The organism is Bifidobacterium bifidum ATCC 29521 = JCM 1255 = DSM 20456 (assembly GCF_001025135.1).
GTDB lineage: Bacteria > Actinomycetota > Actinomycetes > Actinomycetales > Bifidobacteriaceae > Bifidobacterium > Bifidobacterium bifidum.
Genome location: NZ_AP012323.1, coordinates 1,878,025 through 1,897,097 on the forward strand (window position 1 = coordinate 1,878,025; position 19,073 = coordinate 1,897,097).

The window sequence follows — 19,073 nt, forward strand, 5'->3', positions numbered from 1 at the left end:
TGTAGCGCACACCGGTGCGGAACGCCCATGTCAGGCCGTGTCAGGCGTTCACAGAAGCGGTCTCGGCTCCGGTGCGCGGACCGCCGCATACGCGCAGACCCTGCGGCCGCATGTGCGACAGCAGGGTCTGTGAAAAGCTGCAATGTGCGGGTTTCACTCCCGCGATCATTACTTGAGCTCGACGGTGGCGCCAGCCTCTTCCAGCTGAGCCTTGGCCTTCTCGGCGTCTTCCTTCTTGGCCTTCTCCAGGATGGCCTTCGGAGCGCCATCAACCATGGCCTTGGCGTCAGCCAGGCCAGCGTTGGTGATGGCCTTGACAGCCTTGATGACCTGGATCTTCTTGTCGCCGACAGCGGTCAGGACGACATCGAACTCGGTCTTCTCTTCCTCTTCGGCGGCAGCGCCGGCAGCCGGAGCGGCAACGGCGACGGCGGCCGGAGCGGCAGCCTCGACGTCGAACTTCTCTTCGAAGGCCTTGACGAACTCGGAGAGCTCGACGAGGGTCATTTCACCGAAAGCTTCCAGCAGCTCTTCGTTGGTGTACTTAGCCATGATGGCTTCCTTTCATTCTGGCGGCGGCCTTCAGCGATTGCCGTCCGCCTGATGTGTGTTGTTTTCCGATTGTGGTTCATGCGGCAAGCCGCATGAGAATCAAGCTGCCTTTTCCTGCTTCTCGCGCAGAGCGTCGATCGTACGCACGGCCTTGGTAGGCACAGCGACGAACAGGTACGCGGCCTTGGCGGTCGTGGCCTTGAGGTCGCCTGCGAACTTGGAGAGCAGCTGCGGACGGGACATCATGTCCGCCAGCTTGGTAGCACCCTCGCCGTCGTAGACGGTGCCGTCGGCATAACCGCCCGAGATAACGAGAGCCTTGTTGGTCTTGGCAAAGTCACGCAGCGTCTTCGCAGCCTCAATGAAGTCGCCCTTCACGAAGGTGATGGCGGTCGGGCCCTTGAGCAGGTCGTCAAGACCCTCAATGCCCGCTTCCTTGGCGGCGATGCGCGCCAGCGTGTTCTTAGCCACAGTGTAGGAAGTATCGCGGCCTAGCTTTTCGCGCAGTTCGGAAACCTGCGGAACGGTAAGCCCGCGGTACTCGGTCAGGTAGACAGCGTCGGCGTTACGGAACTGTTCCGTAAGCTGAGCGACTACCGCTTCCTTTTCGGGCCTCTTCATGGCGTTCCTTCCTAGATCGGCCATTGATCCTGCGAAGTCCCGCGCACCCTGCCAGGGCAATAAAAAAGCCCTGCGCACAGGCAGAGCAACATACAACCGTTTCCGGCGAGCCGTATTACGGGCACATATTTCTCAACCTGCGCTGGCTTGGCGAACCAAACTTCGTGAGTGCTTGCACACTCCAACCAACGGTCTGTGGTTTACAAGTCATATAGAATACGGTCGCGAGCGGACACCTTCAACCCAGGCGTGTCGCGACCGTCCGCCCAGCACGAGCGCCGCTCCGGTAATGCCCGCCGACAGCATGGCTATGATGGCCACGACGGCATCGGAGCCGCGCAGGGCATCCCGTTTCCCGTTGCCATCGGACGAATCGCCGGCGTTCCCGGCGGCGGTACCCTGCGAGGTAAGGCCGAATTCCACGCCGGCTCTTTTCGTGGCGCCGTTCTCCGTCTCGTTTGCGATGACCCGCTCCCTTCCGGTGGAGCCGATGATCTGCGCCGACCGGTGCATGACGCCTGCGATCTGCTCGGCGAGGAACCGGTACCCGTCGTCGTTGAAGTGAACGCCGTCGGCGTCATACAGCTGCCGCCGGTTCGCGGTCGCCGCGTACAGGTCGATGGTGTTCCAACGCTCGTCACGGATCAGCGACTCCTGTACGGGATGTAACCTGTTCACGGAGTTGACGGAGACATATTTGGTACCGGGGGCGACCCGGTATGAGTGCGGTGAACTCGCGAAATACACGACCGGTCGGCTGGCGAGATCCCGGTACACCCTCACCAGCTCCTTCGCCTCGGTCCTGTACAGTGTCTCGTTCCAGTAGGCGTCCTTGGAATCGTTGGTGCCGAGCATGATGATGACGATATCGGGGGCGAACTCCTTGCTCTGCCGGAATTCGGCCGAATCCCAATATGACCAGCCCGTGCCCCGCAGCAGCGTGTCACCAGCGGCGCCGAAATTGCGCACGTCATAGCCACTGCCGAGGATGCGGCCGAGCCACGCCGGATATGCGGTGTCGCCTTTCTTGCCGCCACTGGATTTGGAGCCGTCCGTAAGGCTGTCGCCCACGCATGCGATCTTGATGGGCGCGGCTGCGTGCGCTTCTCCCTCGCACGGCACCATAACCGCCAATAAGGTCAACGTCAGCACGGCGAGCGCCGCGGCGAGCAGACGGAACGGCGAATCGCCGGCGCGCGAATTGCGATGAATCACACGGTTCCTCATGTCGCAGACCTCGCTATCCCTTCACGGCGTCAAGCATTATCAACGCCACGCTGCCAATACCATAAGTTTCTCACGGCAATCGTGGCCATAAGTGAGGATTTGCCAGCGAAGACCTATGCGGCTCACATCGGTCCGGAATGTTGACTAAACAGGCGGCATTCCATCGCGACACGCCCGGAGTGCTCAGCAAGATCGGCATGCCGAATTTCATGAAACGCCGCCATGGAGCCGATTCCCGCAAACGCGCGCGACGATTGTGCTACGCACTCCGGGCGTGTCGTGGTCGGAGGCTGCAAATAATCGGCCCGTCGGACGAAAAATCTCCGTCCGACGGGCCGACCGCCCCATGGCGTCTCAGCGCTTGGCCAGTGCGAGCGCCGCGCCGGCCATGAGCGTCAGGGCCGCGGCGGCGATCGGAACGATGCCGGCACCGGTGGCGCTCAGCCCGCCCTTCTCGCCGGTATCGGGCTTGGTCTCGTCGCCCTTGCCCGGCTTGCCGGGATCGGGCTTGCCGCCGTCGTCAGGCTTGCCGTCACCCGCGCCGGGCTTGCCACCATCACCCGGTCCGGGCTTGTCACCGTCATCCTTGGCCTTCAGCCCGTCGACGGCCGCATTCAGACTTGCGAGCGCAGCGTCAATCTCGGCCTGCGTCGCATCAGGATCGGCGGAGACCTTCTCGGCTGCGGCAAGCGCATCACGCACCGCCCGGACGGACTCATCCGTATACCCACCCAGATCCTTGGCCTTGACCTGCGCGATCACGGCGTTCAGCTCGTCCTTGCTCACCTTGCCGGGATCGGGATCCGGCGTCTCGGCGGGCTTCAGCCCGTCGATGGCCGCATCGATGGCGGCGACGAGCGCGTCAACCTGCGCCTGTTGCAGGGATTCGTCGGCGTCTCCGGCCTTCGCGGCCTTCACTGCGGCATCCATCTTCGCCCACGAGTCAGCCGTGTAGTCGGCCGCATTCAGCGCCTCTGCCCGCTTGATTGCCGCCTTCAGTCCGCTGCGGTCGATGAGACCGTTCGCGTATTCGACCTCGCCGAGCTTGAACTTCGCCTGCTTGATATAGCAGCGGTCGGTGGTGACGCCGCCGGGCCAGTTCTGCGAGAATTCCTTGTCCCAGTGACCGTACGTGTCCATGATGAACGTACCGTCGTCGAGCACCGCTACGCCCGCGTAGCCGGTGTCGCCCGACTTCGCGTTGTTCGCCCAGTCCTCGGCCAGCAGGATGCGGTATTCGCCGTCCTCCTGGTTAATGAGCTGGTCGTAGGTGCCGACCCAGGCCACCCAGTCGCCGGCGTTCCAGTCGCTGCCGCCGTCGAACCGGTTGTTGCCGTTGAGATCGTAGTTGATCTCGCGGAACGTGACCAGCAGACGGCCGGAAATCGGATCGTAGGCAATCTTGTGCCGTTCGCCCGCCAGCGAGCCGGGCAGATCCATTGGCTTGCTCCACGTCTCGCCTTCATCATCAGAGTAGATCAGTGTCGCCGGGTTGTTGTGCGACTGGCTGCGCGCCAAACCGATGATCCGCTTGCCGTCGGGAGAACGGAACATGCCGATCTCGCACATCTGGTATGCGCTTTCGATGCTGCGCCATTGCGCAAGATACGGCTCCGATTCGCTCCACTGCTCGTCGCCGTTCTCGTCGAAAGTGAGGTACGTCCTGAAATTGACGTACGCGTAGTTGTGGTAGACGCCCATCCATTTCTGGATGTCGTTGCCGTCGGAGTCCTTGAGCTGCACGAGGCTTGCCATGGCGACGATGGCATCGTTGTTGGCGTTGTCGTACGTGCGGTTGGACTGCCAGTGCCGGTATTCGGTCCAGGTCTCACCGTTGTCGTCGGAATACGATGTGTTCCATCCGTACCTGTTGCCGGCGGAGTCGGTGCCCCAGCCCGGGCAGGCGGTGATCATCATGATGCGTTCGGTGCCGTCGGCCAGGTTGAGCACGTACAGGGTCGGCGTCTCCTGCGAACCGGCCCACGACGCGGGGATGTCGGTCTTGCGCGTCCAGGTGGCGCCGTCGTCGTCGCTGATCTTCATGATCAACGGTCCCTTGCCGTGCCCTTGCGGGAACGAGGTGATCAGACGGCCGCTCTTCGTGCGGATCATGTCGGGCTGGCCGAAGTACTGGTTGGACGTGTCGAGTGACTTGTGCACGTCCATGACCTTCGTCTGGTCGAGCTTGTATTGCGGCAGCGTGTTCTTGATGGTGAGTTCGCGGCTCACGTTGACGGTCACCATGTCGGTGAATCCACCTCCCCGGACGGTAATGACCGCCGTTCCGCGGGACACTCCGGTAACGGTGCCGGAGGCGTCGACCTTGGCGATGGTCGGGTCGCTCGACTCGAACGTGACTGTACCATCACCGTCGCCGCCCTGCAGGTTGGCGACGATGGTGTACGTCCCGCCGATGTACATATCGGTCTCATGCTCGGCGAGGTTGAGACCGGGCAGCAGCATGCCGGCCGCGATCTCGGTGTCGGAGAGCACGCGCTTGTAGATCTTCACCTCGTCGATCAGGCCAGTGAAGCCGGGGCCGCCGATCACGTCGATCGGGGCGACGACATCGTGCATCTTCGTCCACGTGTTCGTCGCGCCGATCTTCGTGCCGTTGACGTACATGGTCAGTCCGGCTGCCTTGTCCTGAGTCCACGCGATGTAATACCACGTGCCCGGCTGGAAGTCGTACCGGAAGGTGAGCACGTCGCCGCTGGCGGTGCCGACACGGAAGCCGGATTCGCGGTCGGCGTCCATCTTGAGGTCGGCCGAGTACTTGCCGTCCGCGCTCGTCATCACGGCCGAGCGGCCGGTGAGTTCGGCGTCGGAACGCACCCAGTAGCCGATCGTCCACGGATCCGTCTTCGCGATGTCGTTGCCGCCGGCCAGGGTCACGCCTTTGCCGTCCGTGACCTTGAGCGCCTTGCCGGACTTGCCGTCAACGTATTGCGCCGTGGCGTCGGCGGTGCCGTTGCGGGTGCCCCAGGAGTCGTTGGCGTTCGAGTTGTCGAACGAGTAGTAGTGCAGCCCCTGCGCCACGACCTGTGGCGTCACGGTGAGGGTGATGCTCGCCGATTTCGTCGGGTCGGCCTTGGATGTGGCGGTGATTGTGGTGGAGCCCACGCCGGCGGCGGTCACCACGCCCTTGGCGGATACCGTGACGACGCCGGTCTTGGACGAGCGCCATGTCACGGACGCGTTCAGCAGGTTCGCCGGCTTGAGTGTCGCGGTCAGCTGCTTCGCCGTGCCCAGCATGATCTCCTGGTCGCCGCCGTCGATAGCAACGGATTCCACCGTGCTCGTGCCTTGCGCCTTGAGGGATATGTACTTGTCGGTGAGCGTGTCGAGGTCACCCTTGAATCCGCTCATCTCATTGGCAAGCTGTGTGACCTGCGCGTCGGTCAGATACGAGTGCGAGGTCGTCACCGTCGTTCTGATCTTCGCGTACATCGCGTCGGCATCGGCCTGCAACGAGGGGATCTCGGTGACCATGAGCCTGATCTTGTTCACGTCGCGCACGCCCTCGGCGATGCGCTCCAGGCGCACGGACGACTTGGACACCTTGTCTCCGCTCTTCTCGCTCGGATAAATCAGGAACGGGTCGCCGGGCTCGAAGGCGTTGTGCGTGGCGTCGTTGAGCGGGTCGGCCACCCATGCGTCGTACGCCCAGCGCAGGAAGCCGCTGGTCTGCTCGCCCGCGTTGACCACCGACCAGTAGCTTTCGACCGGGGCGGACAGCGAGAAGTTGCCGGGCTCATGCTCGGTGCAGGAGTACAGCGTGGTGCGAAGGTCCTTTGCCTCACGCGCCTCGATCAGCCGGGTGAAGTCGGTGGGATGGGCCGCCGCCGCGGTGTCGCCGACGTTCAGGTCGGTGACGCGCAGCGCCAGGTCGAACTTGTTGACGAAGCCGTCCATCGCGCCGGCGGTCTTCAACGGCACGTCGTGGATATTCCGTATCGAGTCGATCAGGTCGAACGCGTCGGCGCTGAAGCCGCGCTCGTCGATGCCGATGTACGACTCATCGAACCAGCCCTTGTCCATCAGATGCTCGATGAGCTTGCGCAGGAAGTCGGTCCACACGCTCCTCCAGCGCTCGGATCCGACCGTGTATCTCTCGGACTTCATCGTCCCGTTCTCCCAGTACGTGAAGTTGCCGTGCCAGGGCGCGATGCTGTATATCACGATCTTGTCGCCGATGCCGAGTCCCTTGTTGAACGTCACCCACTTGTCGAAGTCGGTGAAGTCGTAGGTGAACCCGCCCCCGCTCTTGGTCCACTTCACCATCGACGGGTAGTGGATGGCGTTGGCGCTGTAGGTCTGGCCGGACCATGCGTCCTCGTTGATGGTGGTTGTGATGGCGTGGCCGCCGATGGACTTGTACAGTTCCATGCTTGATCTGAGGATCTGCAGGTGCTCGTCCGAGAACGGGGTGACGCCGTAGTATTCCGCGGAGGAATACGGGTACTGCCACAGTTCCACGTCGAAGTTCTTCTCATACTCTGCCGGATCAGGCAGCGTAGCGGCCTTCACCTCGATGGTGTAGGTGAATGTGAGCGGCGTTTCCATCCCGTCTGCGGTGGCGGTCAGCGTGGTGGTGTAGGTGCCGGCCTTGGCGTCCTTCGGTATGGCGAACGATACCCAGATGTTCTGCACCTGATTGGCCTTCACCGTGATCGGGCCGCTTTGGTAGAGGATGTCGTTGCTTTCGGAGCGGTTGGTCTCGGTGGCGGCGGGCACCTCGCGGTTCGGGTCTCCGTAGCCGAGATAGCTGCCGTTGTATGCCTTGGTGGACTTGATGAACGTGGCCGTGACGTTGCTTTTGGCGATGACGTCGCCGCCCTGCGATGTCAGGTCGCTTGCGGTGACCGTCAGGTTCGAGACGGTGGTGCCGACCGCGGCGAGCGAGATCTCGCTGTTGACCTTGTCGTTCTTCCACGCTTTCAGCGCCCGGTTGTTCGTCGTGAGGGCCTTCACCTCGTCGAACCGCTTCTGCGTGTATTGCGTATCGGGGTCCACGATGCCGCCGGTCAGGTTCGGTGCCATCCTGGCGACGGTGACGTCGACGGTCTTGCTGATGCCGGCCGCAGTCGAGGCCACGGTGATGGCGGTGGCTCCCGGCGCGACCGCGGTGACCGTGCCATCTGCGCCGACTGTGGCGACACTCGTGTCGCCGCTCGTGTAGGTCATGTCATCGATGGTCGCGTAATCGGGCGCCACCGTATACGAGATCCGCTTGCTGTCGCCAACGCCCAGCGTCATCGAGGTCGTGTCGAGTGTGACGCCGGTGACCACGTACGGCTGATGGGTCACGACGACCTTGGCGCAGTCGATCAGCGCGTTCGTGGAATTCGTGTCCCGCTCGCCTGTGGCCACCGCCTTGAACACGTGCTCACCTTCGTCAAGCCCGGTGAACGACGCGATTTTCGTCTCGTTGATGTTGGAGGCGTTGTACAGGCTGTACGTGCCTTTTTCCGCTCCGTCAATATAGTATTTCACCTTGCCCATGGGCCTGTTCTTGCCTGCATAGACGTCGATTGCGCTGCCGAAGAATCGGACCGTATACCAGATGTCCTCCGCCGGGAGGCTGTCGGATGGCGCCTTGGACCACGTATGCACGTCGTTGCCCGGATCCCAGGCGTTGTCGGCGAACGTGAAGTAGTTGCCGTCGCCGGTGATCTTGGTGTGCGAGATGGTGGTGGTCTGCATGGGCTCGACGGCCTGCGCCCGCATCCCCGCGAAATGGGGGCCCATGACCGTCGCCAGCATCATGGATACCGTGGCGATCACGGCGGCGGCAGGTCTCCATGGAGAGCCACGACCGCGCAACCACATAGATATTCTTCGGTTCATTTATGGACATCCTTTCTTTCACCTTTGAAAATCGGCCACCCTATTGTGTCCCAGCCTTTATCTTTGCCAGCTGTTTCTGATTGTCCAGTATGCCAATCGCGACCTTGCGCTCAGCATCCACTCAGTCTATGTGTTATGAAAGACAACGGCCTCGATCTTATCAGGACACAAGCTTGGCGAGATCGTTGCCGTATTCGCCGAGCCTCGGCAGGTCGACCTCGCGCCCGTTGAACGGCTCCTGCTGCCATGAGCTGTAGGAGCATGTCACCGTGACGTCCTTGCCGCGCCGGTACTGGCTGTCGAGCAGCTGGCCGCTGATGTAGATCTCGCAGGCCACGATCTGATCGTCGTCTGCGGACGGATCGCCGCCCACCGTCAACACCATCGTCGCGACGGGTGGTACAGGGCAGTCCGTTCTGTCCCTTACATCCATCGTATTGCCGAGAGAGCAAACACACAAGACGGCACGATACGAATCCGGCCCCCGCTGGAAAACCAACGGGGGCCGGGATTCAAGGCAGGGCAGATGCCATTACAGCACTGCCAGCAGGATGAAGTTGAGGATGAAGAGCAGCGAGACAATCCAGATGATCGGGTGAACGCTCTTGGCTTCCTTCTTGCAGGTCTTGACGATGCAGTAGGTGATGAAGCCGGCGGCGATGCCGTAGCTGATCGAGTACGCGAGCGCCATGAACACGGCGGCGAAGAACGCCGGAATCGCCTCGGAGATGTCGCTCCACTCGATCTCCTTGAGGCTGGAGGCCATCATGCAGCCGACGATGACCAGCACGCCGGCCGTCGCTGCGGACGGCACCGCGGAGATCACCGGGGACAGGAAGATCGACAGCGCAAAGCAGATGGACACGACCACGGAGGTCAGGCCGGTGCGGCCGCCCGCCGCGATGCCCGCGGAAGACTCGACGTAGGTGGTGGTGTTCGAGGTACCGCAGATCGCGCCGATGGAGGTGGCGATCGAGTCGGCGAACAGGGCGCGATCCAGCTTGGAGGAGAAGCCCTTGCCGTCCTCCATGTGCTTCATGTCGTCATCGGAGAAGATGCCGGTGCGGCGGCCGGTGCCGATGAACGTGCCGAGCGTGTCGAACGTGTCGGACATCGAGAACGCGAAGATCGTGACCAGCACGAGCGGCAGTTTGGATACGTCGGAGAACAGCGCCGGGAAGCCATCGGCGCTGAAGATCACGCCGAAGGTCTGCGGCAGCTGGGCGAACGTGTCGGAGATGGACACGGAGTTGGACATGCTGGTCAGGCCCATCGGGATGCCGATGATCGCGGTGATGACGATGGTCAGCAGCATGCCGCCCTTGAGCTTGAGCACGGTGAACACGATGGCGAACAGCAGGCCGATCAGGAACAGCCACAGGGTCGGGGTGTTCAGCGTGGCCAGACCAGGCGTGGCGCCGGTGGCCAGGCCCTTGCCGGCGGCCTTGGTGTCCTTCGGGGTGAAGGTGACGAGGTTGACGTTGAGCATGCCGACGTAGGCGACGAATATGCCGATGCCGCCACCGATGGCGTTCTGCAGCATGGGCGGGATCGCCTCGATGATCATCTTGCGGATCTTGGTGACGGTGATGATGATGTTGATGAGGCCGCACAGGAACACCATGCACAGTGTCTCCTGCCACGTGAACTTCAGACCGAAGCACACCGTGTAGGTGAAGAACGCGTTGAGACCCATGCCGGCCGCCTGCGCGTACGGCACATTGGCGAACAGGCCCATGACGAGCGTGCCGATGATGGCCGCGATGATCGTTGCCAGGAACACGCCGCCCCACGGCATGCCGGTCTGGTGCAGGATCTGCGGATTGACGACGATGATGTAGCTCATCGCGAAGAACGTGGTGAGGCCGGCCACGATCTCCGTGGACACGGTCGTGCCGTTCTCCTTCAAATGGAAGAACTTCTCCATACTTTCTCTGCTTCCTTGAATGTGCGAGGCCATCCGGCCTCGGCGAGACAAACTGCTATTCGCCCGGTTTCCCGAACACGCCCACCATAACATCTTCATAAGTCATGGATGTTATGGTGTCGGACGGCCTGTGGATATATGTGGATAACCCGTTCTCCATCCACATATCCACAGAAATCCCGCCGTCGGTGGCGCGCGGGCCCCCGACCCGCTAGCGTTGCGCCCATGAACGATTACGAACCGATACCGGGCGAGCCGACAGCCACCATGTTCCAGTCATTGGAACAGATTAGGCGGCAGACTCTGCAACGCTGCACCGCCACGGTAGGGCAGTCCGACCGCCAGCTGCTCTTCGGCATGACCACCGCTCTGGAACTGCAAGGCGTGCCGGTGCCCTCCCACTGCAATCTCGACACGGCCGCGCTGCATGTCACGGTGCGGACGCGCTCCGGCAGGCCTCATATTCGACCGTTGAAATCCGTCCCGGTCATTGTCCACATCTGGAGCCATTGCACTCCGCAATCACTCATCCACATATCGAATGGCGTGCACGCATTGCACGTGTTTCATGTGTGGGCGCAGCTGTCCCCATATCTTTCGACAGAGGATCTTGTTGTGCTCGGAGATTCCATTCTCACGATGCTGGTACGCAATGGCGCGCCGGACGCGGACAAATTGTATCTGGAGTTGCAGCGTTTCATAAAAGAGATGCCGCCGTTCCGAGGAAAAAGCATTTGCAGGCAAGCCATGACACTGGTACGCCCCAATATACGGTCTCCCGCCGAAAGCTCGCTACGGCTGGGCGTTCAACGCCACGGAATACCGGATGGACGATGCAATGTCGTGGTTCCTGGAATCACCTTTCGTTCAGGAGCAGCCATTTCGCTGGACATCGCATGGGTCGAGTTCAAGGTCGGAGTGGAATATGACGGCGATCATCATCGAACGGATAAGGTCCAGTGGCGCCGAGACAACGAAAAAAGGGAACGGTTGCGGGCCCACGGCTGGATATTAATCATCGTGACCGCTCAAAATCTGATTGACGAGATGTCGATTGCGGAACTGGCCCTGCGTATAGCAAGACGACTCGCCGAGCGCGGAGCTTCGAGGTCATCGCAATCAGCCTAGAGGGACTGGCAAGGAAGCACGGGTATCGGTATGACCGAAGACGATAGGCGTCGAATCATGCTATGACCGGGAACAACGCGAACGTTCTCGGGTGGAGCGGAGCGTGACAATCAAGAATGTCGTTGTACAACATCTGCAAAATCGCACAACACGGCAGTTGTCCAGCATCGCCGTCGCTTCTTCTATTCCGGAGCTCCCCCTCACAAACGCGAAGACCCCGCGCGGAGGCGGGGTCTTGTGGCGATGGACGCGCGGGCGGATGCAACGCATGCGATCCGCCAGCGCGCCGCCGATCAGCCGAAACGACCGGAGATGTAGCGCTCGGCTTCGGCGTTCTGGGGGTTGTTGAACATCGTGGTGGTGTCCGCGAAGTACTCCAGGTGGCCGGGCTCGCCGACGGCCTTCAGGTTGAAGAAGGCGGTGTAATCGGCGATACGGGCGGCCTGCTGCATGTTGTGGGTCACGATCACGATCGTGTAGTCGCCCTTGAGCTCGTTGATCAGGTCCTCGACGGCCAACGTCGAGATCGGGTCGAGCGCGGAGCACGGCTCGTCCATCAGCAGCACCTGCGGGTGCACGGCCACGGCGCGGGCGATGCACAGACGCTGCTGCTGACCGCCGGACAGGCCGATGCCCGGGTTGTCGAGACGGTCCTTGACCTCTTCCCACAGGTTGGCGCCCTTGAGCGCCCACTCGACCAGGTCGTCGGCGTCGGACTTGGAGATGCGGCGGTTGTTCAGGCGCACGCCGGCGAGCACGTTCTCACGAATCGTCATCGTGGGGAACGGGTTCGGGCGCTGGAACACCATGCCGACATCGCGGCGCACGGCGACGGGGTCCACGTCCTTGGCATACAGGTTCTTGCCTTCGAGCTCGACCTCACCCTTGACGTGGGCGCCGGGGATGATCTCGTGCATGCGGTCGAGGGTGCGCAGCACCGTGGACTTGCCGCAGCCGGACGGCCCGATGAACGCGGTGACCTTGTTGGGTTCGATGTTGATGTTGACATCCTCCACGGCCAGGAAGTCGCCGTAGTAGATGTTCAGATGTTTGACGTCAATGCGTTGTCCCATATGAATTCCTTTATTGATGTATATACAGTGTACGGCGGCTTACCGTTCGGACTTCACGGCGAAGACGCGAGCCACGACACGGCCGATGAGGTTGAGGATCAGCACGATGATGATCAGCACCAGGGCGGCGGCCCAGGAGCGTTCCATCGGGATCGTGGTGACGCAGGAGGAGCCGGCGTTGGGCGGGCAGTTGGCACGCAGCTTGCTGTATTCCTGGTAGACGAACACGGGAAGCGTGGTCATCTCGCCGCTGAACAGGTTCACGTTGGTGAACGTCGCGTAGCCTGCGGTCATCAGCAGCGGCGCGGTCTCGCCGATCACTCGCGCGATGGCCAGGATGACGCCGGAGACGATGCCGGGCAGGGCGGTGCGCAGCACGATCTTGCAGATGGTGCGCTGCTTGGAAACGCCCAGCGCGTACGAGGCCTCACGCAGGTCGCCGGGCACGACCTTCAGCATCTCCTCACTGGTCTTGACGACGGTCGGGATCATCAGCAGCGAAAGCGCGACGGAGCCTTCGAAGCCGCTGATGGTGCCGGGGCCGCCGATGAGCGAGAACATCGAGTAGGCGAACAGACCGGCGACGATGGACGGGATGCCGCTCATCACGTCGACCAGCAGGCCGATGGACTTGGCGAGCTTGTTGCCGCGGGCCGCGTACTCGATCAGGTAGACCGCGCACATCAGGCCGACCGGCACGGAGATGACCATGGCGCCCAAGGTGATCTCCAACGTGCCGATGATGGCGTGCAGCACGCCGCCGTATCCGCCGGAGGGCGTCTGGCTGCCGCCGACGACGCCGGACATGTTGTACGAAAGGAAGTTGAGGTTCAGTCGCTTGATGCCGTTGGCGACGGTCGTCCACAGCACGGAGATCAGAGGGATGCACGCGATGATGAAGGCGAGGCAGATCAGGCTCTTCATGAAGACGTCCTTGCGCTTGCGGGACGCGGCGAAGGAACGGCTGGTCTTGAACCGGTCGAAGTCGATGTCGGGCAGTTGCTTGTCGTTGCGTGCGGCGGGCGTCTTCTTCACGGCGTTCGCGTCGACGCTGATGGTGCTCTTTACAGTTGCTTCACTCATCATGCGCTCGCTTTCTCGGTGATCTTACGGGCGACGAAGTTCACGAGGAACGTGATAACGAACAGCACGAGGCCGGTGCCGATCAGCACGGGCACGCCGATGTTCGGGTCGGCTTCCGGGTATTGCGCCGCGATGTTCGCCGCGATGGTCTGGTTCTGGGATGCCCGCAGCAGCTTGATCGAGTACGTCAGGCCGGGGGAAAGAATCATGAGGACGGCCATGGTCTCGCCGAGTGCGCGGCCCAGGCCGAGCATGGATGCGGAGACGATGCCGGACTTGCCGAACGGCAGCACGGCCAGCTTGATCATCTCCCACTTGGTGGCGCCCAGGCCGATGGCCGCCTCCTCCTGCAGACGCGGGGTCTGCATGAAGATGTCGCGCGACACCGAGGTGATGATCGGCAGGATCATGACGGCCAGCACGACGGCGACCGTGGCGACGGTTCGCGAGGGGCTGTCGGCGACCGACGGGTCATTGAGCGATCCATCGAAGATGTAGGTCCACCTCAGGTACTTCGCGAACCAGTTCCACACCGGCTGGATGGCCGGCACCAGAATCAGGCCGCCCCACAGGCCGTAGATGACGGACGGGATGGCGGCGAGCAGGTCGACCACGTAGCTCAGCGCGGTCGCCAGCTTCTTGGGTGCGTAATGCGAGATGAACAGGGCGATGCCGATCGAGATGAAAAACGCGATGATCAGCGACAGCGCGGAGACAAGCACCGTGCCGAACACCAGCGGGCCCACGTACTGCCAGAAGTTGTGCGCGCGGTTGCCGGTGAATGATTCGATGGTGGCGGTGTTCGCGGCCTGATCGCCTCCGATCAGCGGCCACGCCTGAAACAGCAGGAACAGGAACACCGCCGCAAGCGCGACGAGAATGAGAATGCCGGCAGCATAGGCGATCGTCTTGAACACGACATCGCCGGTCTTGCCTGTACTGGCCGGACTGTCTGCCGCTTTGTCTTGCGAACTCACAGGTTCTCCTTCGTATGCATTTTCAATGGTGGCTTCACGGCCGTGTACAACCGACAGAAGCCGCAGACACCTTTCATTGTGTCAGGTGTTCTGCGGCATCCGCCATACGGCGTGTCAGCTCACGCTGATCACTTGGTCTTGATGGCCTCGATGGACTTGGTGACCTTCTCGACGATGTTGCTCGGCAGCGGGGCGGAGCCGGCAGCGGAGGAGGCGGTCTTCTGGCCTTCGTCGCTGGTCACGTAGGTGAGCCAGCTCTTGACGAACTTGGCGGTGTTGGCGTCCTTGTAGGCGGGGCAGGCGATGTCGTAGGAGACCAGCACGATCGGGTAGGCGCCCTTGGCTTTGGTGGCGTGGTTGATCTTCACGACCACGCGGTTGTCGCCCTTGGCGGATGTGTCGATCTCGGAATCCTCGATGACCTTGGAACCGGCGTCAGCGGAGATCTCGTTGTAGTTCTCGCCGACCTTGATGGCCGCGGTGCCCAGGTCGCCGACCTGGGAGAAGTCGGCGTAGCCGATGGTGCCGTCGGCCTGCTTGACGGCGGTGACGACGCCCGAGGTGCCCTTGGCGCTCTGCTGGCCGGGGATGTCAGGCCAGTTCTCGGAGAGCTCATGGGTCCAGGAGTCGGGGGCCTGGTCCTTGAAGTAGCTCACGAAGTTCTGCGTGGTGCCGGACTTGTCGGAGCGGTGCACGACGGTGATCTGGGTGTCGGGCAAGGTCAGGTCCTTGTTCTGGTTGGCGATGGCCGGATCGTTCCACTTGACGATCTTGCCGTCGAAGATCTTGGCGGCGGTGTCGGCATCGAGGTTGATGTGCTTGCCGGCGTCGGAAACGCCCTTCAAGTTGAAGATGATGGCGATCGGGGAGATGTAGACCGGCACGTCGAACGCGGTGGTGCCGTTGGCGCACGCCTTGTCGGAGGACTGGGTGACCTCGTCATCGGAGAGGGCCTTGTCGGAGCCGGCCCACGCGGTGGCGCCGCTCAGGAAGGTGGTGACGCCCGCGCCGGAACCGGTCGGGTTGTAGGTGACGTTCGCGCCGGAGTTCGCCGCCATGTAGGCGGAGATCCAGGCTTCCTCGGCCGCCTGCTGGGAGGTGGCACCAGCGCCGGAGAAGCTGCCGGTAATCTTCTCGGTCGAGGTGGAACCGGAGTTGTTGCCGGCGGACGAAGTGTTGTCGCCACAGGCGGCGAGCGACGCCAGCATCACGATGCCGGAAACCGCCGCGATGGAACGAACGAAGAGATTCTTACGCATTGTTTCTTTCCTCTTATCAACTGTCATAGCGGCTCGTGTCATACGATTCAGAGCCGATTCCTTTTCATGACAGTTACTAGCCTATGGGCTGTTCGAGGGGTCGGAAGACAAAATCGGTAAACAGAAGATGAATAGTTGCCGACCTTGCCACGTAGTTGGAATGCGCGGTTTGCGGGATATGGTTCGGCCCGCCTGCACCGGGTGGTTCAGGCGGGCCGAGGGCGCTTTATACCGGGTGCGGGCCGGTCACTGCTGCGGGCTGTCGATCTTGTAGCCGAGGCCGCGCACGGTGGTCAGGTACTGGAGATGGGCCGGATCCTCCTCGATCTTGGAGCGCACGCGCTTGACGTGCACGTCGAGGGTCTTCGTGTCGCCGACGTAATCGGAGCCCCAGATGCGGTCGATGAGCTGGTGTCGGGTCATCACGCGCCCCTTGTTCTGCATGAGGTATTCGAGCAGTTCGAATTCCTTGAGCGGGAAGAACACGCTTTCGCCGCGCACGGTGACCTGATGCTGGCCAACCTGCATGGAGATGTCGCCGCACACCAGCGGGATGTCGTCGTCGACCACACCGCTGGCCTCGACCGCGCCCTGATTGCGCCGCAGGACCGCGCGGATGCGCGCGAGCAGCTCGCGGAACGAGTAGGGCTTGGTCACGTAATCGTCCGCGCCGATCTCCAGACCGACGACTTTGTCGATCTCGGCGCTTTTGGCGGTGAGCATGATGATCGGCACGCGGCTCTGCTCGCGGATGCGCCGGCACAGGGCCGTGCCGTCGATGCCCGGCAGCATCAGGTCGAGCAGCACCAGGTCGATGCCGCCCTTGGTGAACAGCTCCAGGCCCTCCTCACCGCTGGCTGCGGCGGAGACGTCGTAGCCCTCGCGCGTCAGCTGGTACACCAAGGGCTCACGATATGATTCCTCGTCTTCCACGATGAGAATGCGTGTCATGTTTACCTTTCACACATACTGTGTTCAATGTCCGTACCGTCACCATCGTAGCGTGTTCCGGCACCGCCCGCATTCGGCTCCGAAGACTACGTTGCTTTTCCGCGGGTTTCACGATGGGTGGCCGACGCGCCGGGGAGACCGTGGCGGCGGGTCTACTCCTGCGTCGCGGCGTCGCCGCCTCCCGGCGCGCCGACGGTCTCGCCGGGCGCTTCGCCGTCATCCGCCCGCTCGCCGTCATCGTCATCCGGTTCGGGGGCGACCGGCAGCTCGATGGTGAACGTGGAGCCTTCGCCCTCGCGCGACCATACGGAGATCGTACCGCCGCACTCCTGCACGCAATGCTTGGTGATGGCCAGGCCAAGCCCCGAGCCGCCCGTGGCCCGCGACCGCGCCGGATCGACCCGGTAGAACCGTTCGAATACGCGGTCCAGCGACGCCGAGGGGATGCCGATGCCCTGGTCGATCACGCGAATCGTCATGGAGCTTGGGTCCTTGCACAGCGAGACGCTCACGCTGACCGTCGTGTATTCGGGCGAGTAGCGGATGGCGTTTTCGACGAGGTTCTTCACGGCCATGGTGAGGGTCTCCCGGTCGACCATGATGGCGATGTCGCGCTGCGCCTCGTCGTCCGCGGCGGCGTCAGCGTCGACCGGCGCCTGCTCGCCGCGCAGCGACAGCCGTATGGCGATGTGCTTCGCACCGGCCTGCACCAGGTTCTCGCCGACGGCCGCGCGCACCACCGACATGGCGGATATGCGCTGCGCCTTGAGCATCGCCGGCGCGTCCTGCGCGCGCTGCAGTTCGATCAGGTGGGTCACCAGTTCGGTCAGCCGCGCGGACTCCTTGGTGATGCGGCCGGCGAAATACCGCACGGCGCCAGGGTCATCCGCCGCGTCGGAGACGGTTTCGGCGAGCAGCGAGATCGCGCCTGCGGGGGTCTTCAGCTCGTGGGAGACATTGGTGACGAAGTCGCGGCGCATCCGCTCGAACCGACGCTGCTCGGTCACGTCGTTGATGAACACCGCGTACAGACCGTCGCAGATATGGCCGACGCGTACGCGCAGGTAGCTGTCGGAGGGCGCAGAGCTGCCGGCGGTGACACCTCGTCCGGAAATCGCGCTCGACATGCGGGTCAGGTCGAGCGAGACGCACATCTCGCGTTCCCGCACGCCCCCGTTCTCCACCACGACGTGCAGGATGTCGAGGATCTCGTCCTTGACGATCCAGCCGTTCTCGATGACATCGACGTTCACCTGGCTTTTGCTGGAGCACCGCACGGAACCGTTGCCGTCGCAGACGATCACCTCGGACGGCATGACGTCGATGAGCCCCTGTTCCGCCTCGCGCACCGGCACGTCGGTGCCGAACAGCGAGCCGGAATCGCTCCCCTGTCCCGCCAGCGTGTCGCGTTCGCCGGACTCGCGCCCCAGCGCGTACGACCTCGATACGGCAATCACCAACACGATAATCGTCACCAGCACCGCCAACGCCACATGCACCCATGTCATCGGACCCGTCCCGCCTTTCCTCGGCCCTGCACCGCTCTCATCCACCCGCACCGATGATGCGGATGCGGATGGTTTCAGCGTAACGGCTCCGCACGTCCCGCCGCCAGCGCGACTACGTAAGTTTGCCAGTTGTTCAACTTGCCGTGTCCTTCCGCGGCACAGCCCGTCGGAGCGAGCCGCGCACGGCGTCACATGCGCCGCAGGATGTCGAGCACGATGCGGGCCGCGGTATCCGCGTATTCGGAGATGTCGAAGCCCTTGAACTCCTCGTAGTCGGTGTCGGCGTTGTCGCTCAGCGCGCGGATCACCAGCGCGGGTACTTCGTTTCGGGCGGCGACGTGCGCCACGGATGCGCCTTCCATCTCGACGGCGTCGGCGCCGGTGTCGTGGATGACCTTGGCGATCTGCGCCGGCGTATCGACGAAGTAGTTGCCGGACGCGATGATGCCGATGATGTGCGTGACGCCCATGGCCGCGAGCGCCTGGTCGGCGAGGGACAGCAGACGGTCGTCGGAGTGGAATTCCTCGACGGGCTGCTGCTCGGTGCCGGGCTTCCATTGGCCGACGAGTCGCATGTCGGTGTCGAGGTAGCGCAGTGTGCCGCCGAGCACCACGTCGTTGATGTGCAGGTTCCGGTTGAGGTTGCCGGCGATGCCGGAGAAGATCACCGCGTCGGGATGGTATGCGTCGATCAGGTGCTGGGTGGTGGCGGCGGCGTTGACCAGTCCCATGCCGCCGACGGTCGCGACGGCGGTGACGGTGCCTCCGTCGTTGGTTCCCAGCGTGCCGCGCGTCACGTCGAGGCCGGCTTGGCGGTCGTGGGTGACGTCGTTCAGTGATGCGGCGATGAGTGCGACTTCGTCGTCCAATGCGCCGATGATGGCGATGGTGGTCATGGGAATCCTTTCCGTGTGGTT

Annotated in this window: 14 protein-coding genes; 1 reads left to right on the plus strand and 13 read right to left on the minus strand. The window is 62.7% G+C overall.

Annotated elements, in window-relative coordinates; genetic code table 11:
* Nucleotides 1–168 precede the first annotated feature (168 nt).
* The 6 genes from rplL to BBBF_RS07975 all read right to left on the minus strand — a co-directional run bounded on the left by rplL (nucleotide 169) and on the right by BBBF_RS07975 (nucleotide 10,177).
* The gene (gene rplL, locus BBBF_RS07950) at nucleotides 169–552 is read right to left on the minus strand and encodes a 50S ribosomal protein L7/L12 (protein WP_003814432.1); all 384 of its coding nucleotides are present in this window, start codon (nucleotides 550–552) and stop codon (nucleotides 169–171) included.
* A gap of 99 nt (nucleotides 553–651) precedes the next feature.
* Nucleotides 652–1,173 (minus strand): 50S ribosomal protein L10, encoded by a 522-nt coding sequence (rplJ, locus tag BBBF_RS07955; RefSeq protein ID WP_003814430.1) that lies wholly within the window; start codon nucleotides 1,171–1,173, stop codon nucleotides 652–654.
* Between the two features lie 207 nt (nucleotides 1,174–1,380).
* Nucleotides 1,381–2,400 (minus strand): GDSL-type esterase/lipase family protein, encoded by a 1,020-nt coding sequence (locus BBBF_RS07960; RefSeq protein WP_021648333.1) that lies wholly within the window; start codon nucleotides 2,398–2,400, stop codon nucleotides 1,381–1,383.
* Nucleotides 2,401–2,754: 354 nt separating this feature from the next.
* The gene (locus BBBF_RS07965; RefSeq protein ID WP_033509829.1) at nucleotides 2,755–8,250 is read right to left on the minus strand and encodes a glycoside hydrolase domain-containing protein; all 5,496 of its coding nucleotides are present in this window, start codon (nucleotides 8,248–8,250) and stop codon (nucleotides 2,755–2,757) included.
* Between the two features lie 160 nt (nucleotides 8,251–8,410).
* A complete protein-coding gene (locus tag BBBF_RS07970) occupies nucleotides 8,411–8,623 on the minus strand; it encodes a hypothetical protein (RefSeq protein WP_230454031.1) in 213 nt (70 codons plus the stop codon).
* Between the two features lie 159 nt (nucleotides 8,624–8,782).
* Nucleotides 8,783–10,177 (minus strand): NCS2 family permease, encoded by a 1,395-nt coding sequence (locus BBBF_RS07975; protein ID WP_003816557.1) that lies wholly within the window; start codon nucleotides 10,175–10,177, stop codon nucleotides 8,783–8,785.
* Between the two features lie 225 nt (nucleotides 10,178–10,402).
* On the opposite strand from BBBF_RS07975, the gene BBBF_RS07980 reads away from it, so the two are divergent.
* Nucleotides 10,403–11,305 (plus strand): hypothetical protein, encoded by a 903-nt coding sequence (locus BBBF_RS07980; RefSeq protein WP_003821111.1) that lies wholly within the window; start codon nucleotides 10,403–10,405, stop codon nucleotides 11,303–11,305.
* 293 nt (nucleotides 11,306–11,598) lie between these two features.
* Here BBBF_RS07980 and pstB read toward each other — a convergent pair whose 3' ends face one another.
* The 7 genes from pstB to mtnN all read right to left on the minus strand — a co-directional run bounded on the left by pstB (nucleotide 11,599) and on the right by mtnN (nucleotide 19,052).
* Nucleotides 11,599–12,378: a phosphate ABC transporter ATP-binding protein PstB gene (gene pstB, locus BBBF_RS07985; RefSeq protein WP_003814420.1), complete on the minus strand. Its 780-nt coding sequence runs from the start codon at nucleotides 12,376–12,378 to the stop codon at nucleotides 11,599–11,601.
* A 39-nt stretch (nucleotides 12,379–12,417) separates the two neighbouring features.
* Nucleotides 12,418–13,464, minus strand: coding sequence for a phosphate ABC transporter permease PstA (gene pstA, locus BBBF_RS07990; protein WP_003816561.1), 1,047 nt, complete (start codon nucleotides 13,462–13,464; stop codon nucleotides 12,418–12,420).
* Nucleotides 13,461–14,438, minus strand: a complete 978-nt coding sequence (pstC, locus tag BBBF_RS07995; RefSeq protein ID WP_003814417.1) for a phosphate ABC transporter permease subunit PstC — start codon at nucleotides 14,436–14,438, stop codon at nucleotides 13,461–13,463. The genes pstA and pstC overlap by 4 nt, the downstream gene beginning before the upstream one ends.
* 128 nt (nucleotides 14,439–14,566) lie before the next feature.
* A complete protein-coding gene (gene pstS / locus BBBF_RS08000) occupies nucleotides 14,567–15,697 on the minus strand; it encodes a phosphate ABC transporter substrate-binding protein PstS (RefSeq protein WP_013390247.1) in 1,131 nt (376 codons plus the stop codon).
* A 246-nt stretch (nucleotides 15,698–15,943) separates the two neighbouring features.
* The gene (locus tag BBBF_RS08005) at nucleotides 15,944–16,648 is read right to left on the minus strand and encodes a response regulator transcription factor (RefSeq protein WP_021648330.1); all 705 of its coding nucleotides are present in this window, start codon (nucleotides 16,646–16,648) and stop codon (nucleotides 15,944–15,946) included.
* 152 nt (nucleotides 16,649–16,800) lie between these two features.
* Nucleotides 16,801–18,156 (minus strand): sensor histidine kinase, encoded by a 1,356-nt coding sequence (locus tag BBBF_RS08010; protein WP_013390249.1) that lies wholly within the window; start codon nucleotides 18,154–18,156, stop codon nucleotides 16,801–16,803.
* Nucleotides 18,157–18,344: 188 nt separating this feature from the next.
* Entirely contained in the window at nucleotides 18,345–19,052 is a 708-nt protein-coding gene (gene mtnN, locus BBBF_RS08015) for a 5'-methylthioadenosine/S-adenosylhomocysteine nucleosidase (RefSeq protein ID WP_021648329.1), read from the minus strand.
* Nucleotides 19,053–19,073 lie beyond the last annotated feature (21 nt).

Bases quoted from the DNA above. Each gene is read 5' to 3' on its own strand.
- BBBF_RS08005 (WP_021648330.1), bottom strand. From the start codon at position 16,648: ATGACACGCATTCTCATCGTGGAAGACGAGGAATCATATCGTGAGCCC.
- BBBF_RS07975 (WP_003816557.1), bottom strand. From the start codon at position 10,177: ATGGAGAAGTTCTTCCATTTGAAGGAGAACGGCACGACCGTGTCCACG.
- mtnN (WP_021648329.1), bottom strand. From the start codon at position 19,052: ATGACCACCATCGCCATCATCGGCGCATTGGACGACGAAGTCGCACTC.
- BBBF_RS08010 (WP_013390249.1), bottom strand. From the start codon at position 18,156: ATGACATGGGTGCATGTGGCGTTGGCGGTGCTGGTGACGATTATCGTG.
- BBBF_RS07965 (WP_033509829.1), bottom strand. From the start codon at position 8,250: ATGAACCGAAGAATATCTATGTGGTTGCGCGGTCGTGGCTCTCCATGG.
- pstA (WP_003816561.1), bottom strand. From the start codon at position 13,464: ATGATGAGTGAAGCAACTGTAAAGAGCACCATCAGCGTCGACGCGAAC.
- pstS (WP_013390247.1), bottom strand. From the start codon at position 15,697: ATGCGTAAGAATCTCTTCGTTCGTTCCATCGCGGCGGTTTCCGGCATC.
- pstB (WP_003814420.1), bottom strand. From the start codon at position 12,378: ATGGGACAACGCATTGACGTCAAACATCTGAACATCTACTACGGCGAC.
- rplJ (WP_003814430.1), bottom strand. From the start codon at position 1,173: ATGAAGAGGCCCGAAAAGGAAGCGGTAGTCGCTCAGCTTACGGAACAG.
- rplL (WP_003814432.1), bottom strand. From the start codon at position 552: ATGGCTAAGTACACCAACGAAGAGCTGCTGGAAGCTTTCGGTGAAATG.
- BBBF_RS07960 (WP_021648333.1), bottom strand. From the start codon at position 2,400: ATGAGGAACCGTGTGATTCATCGCAATTCGCGCGCCGGCGATTCGCCG.
- BBBF_RS07980 (WP_003821111.1), top strand. From the start codon at position 10,403: ATGAACGATTACGAACCGATACCGGGCGAGCCGACAGCCACCATGTTC.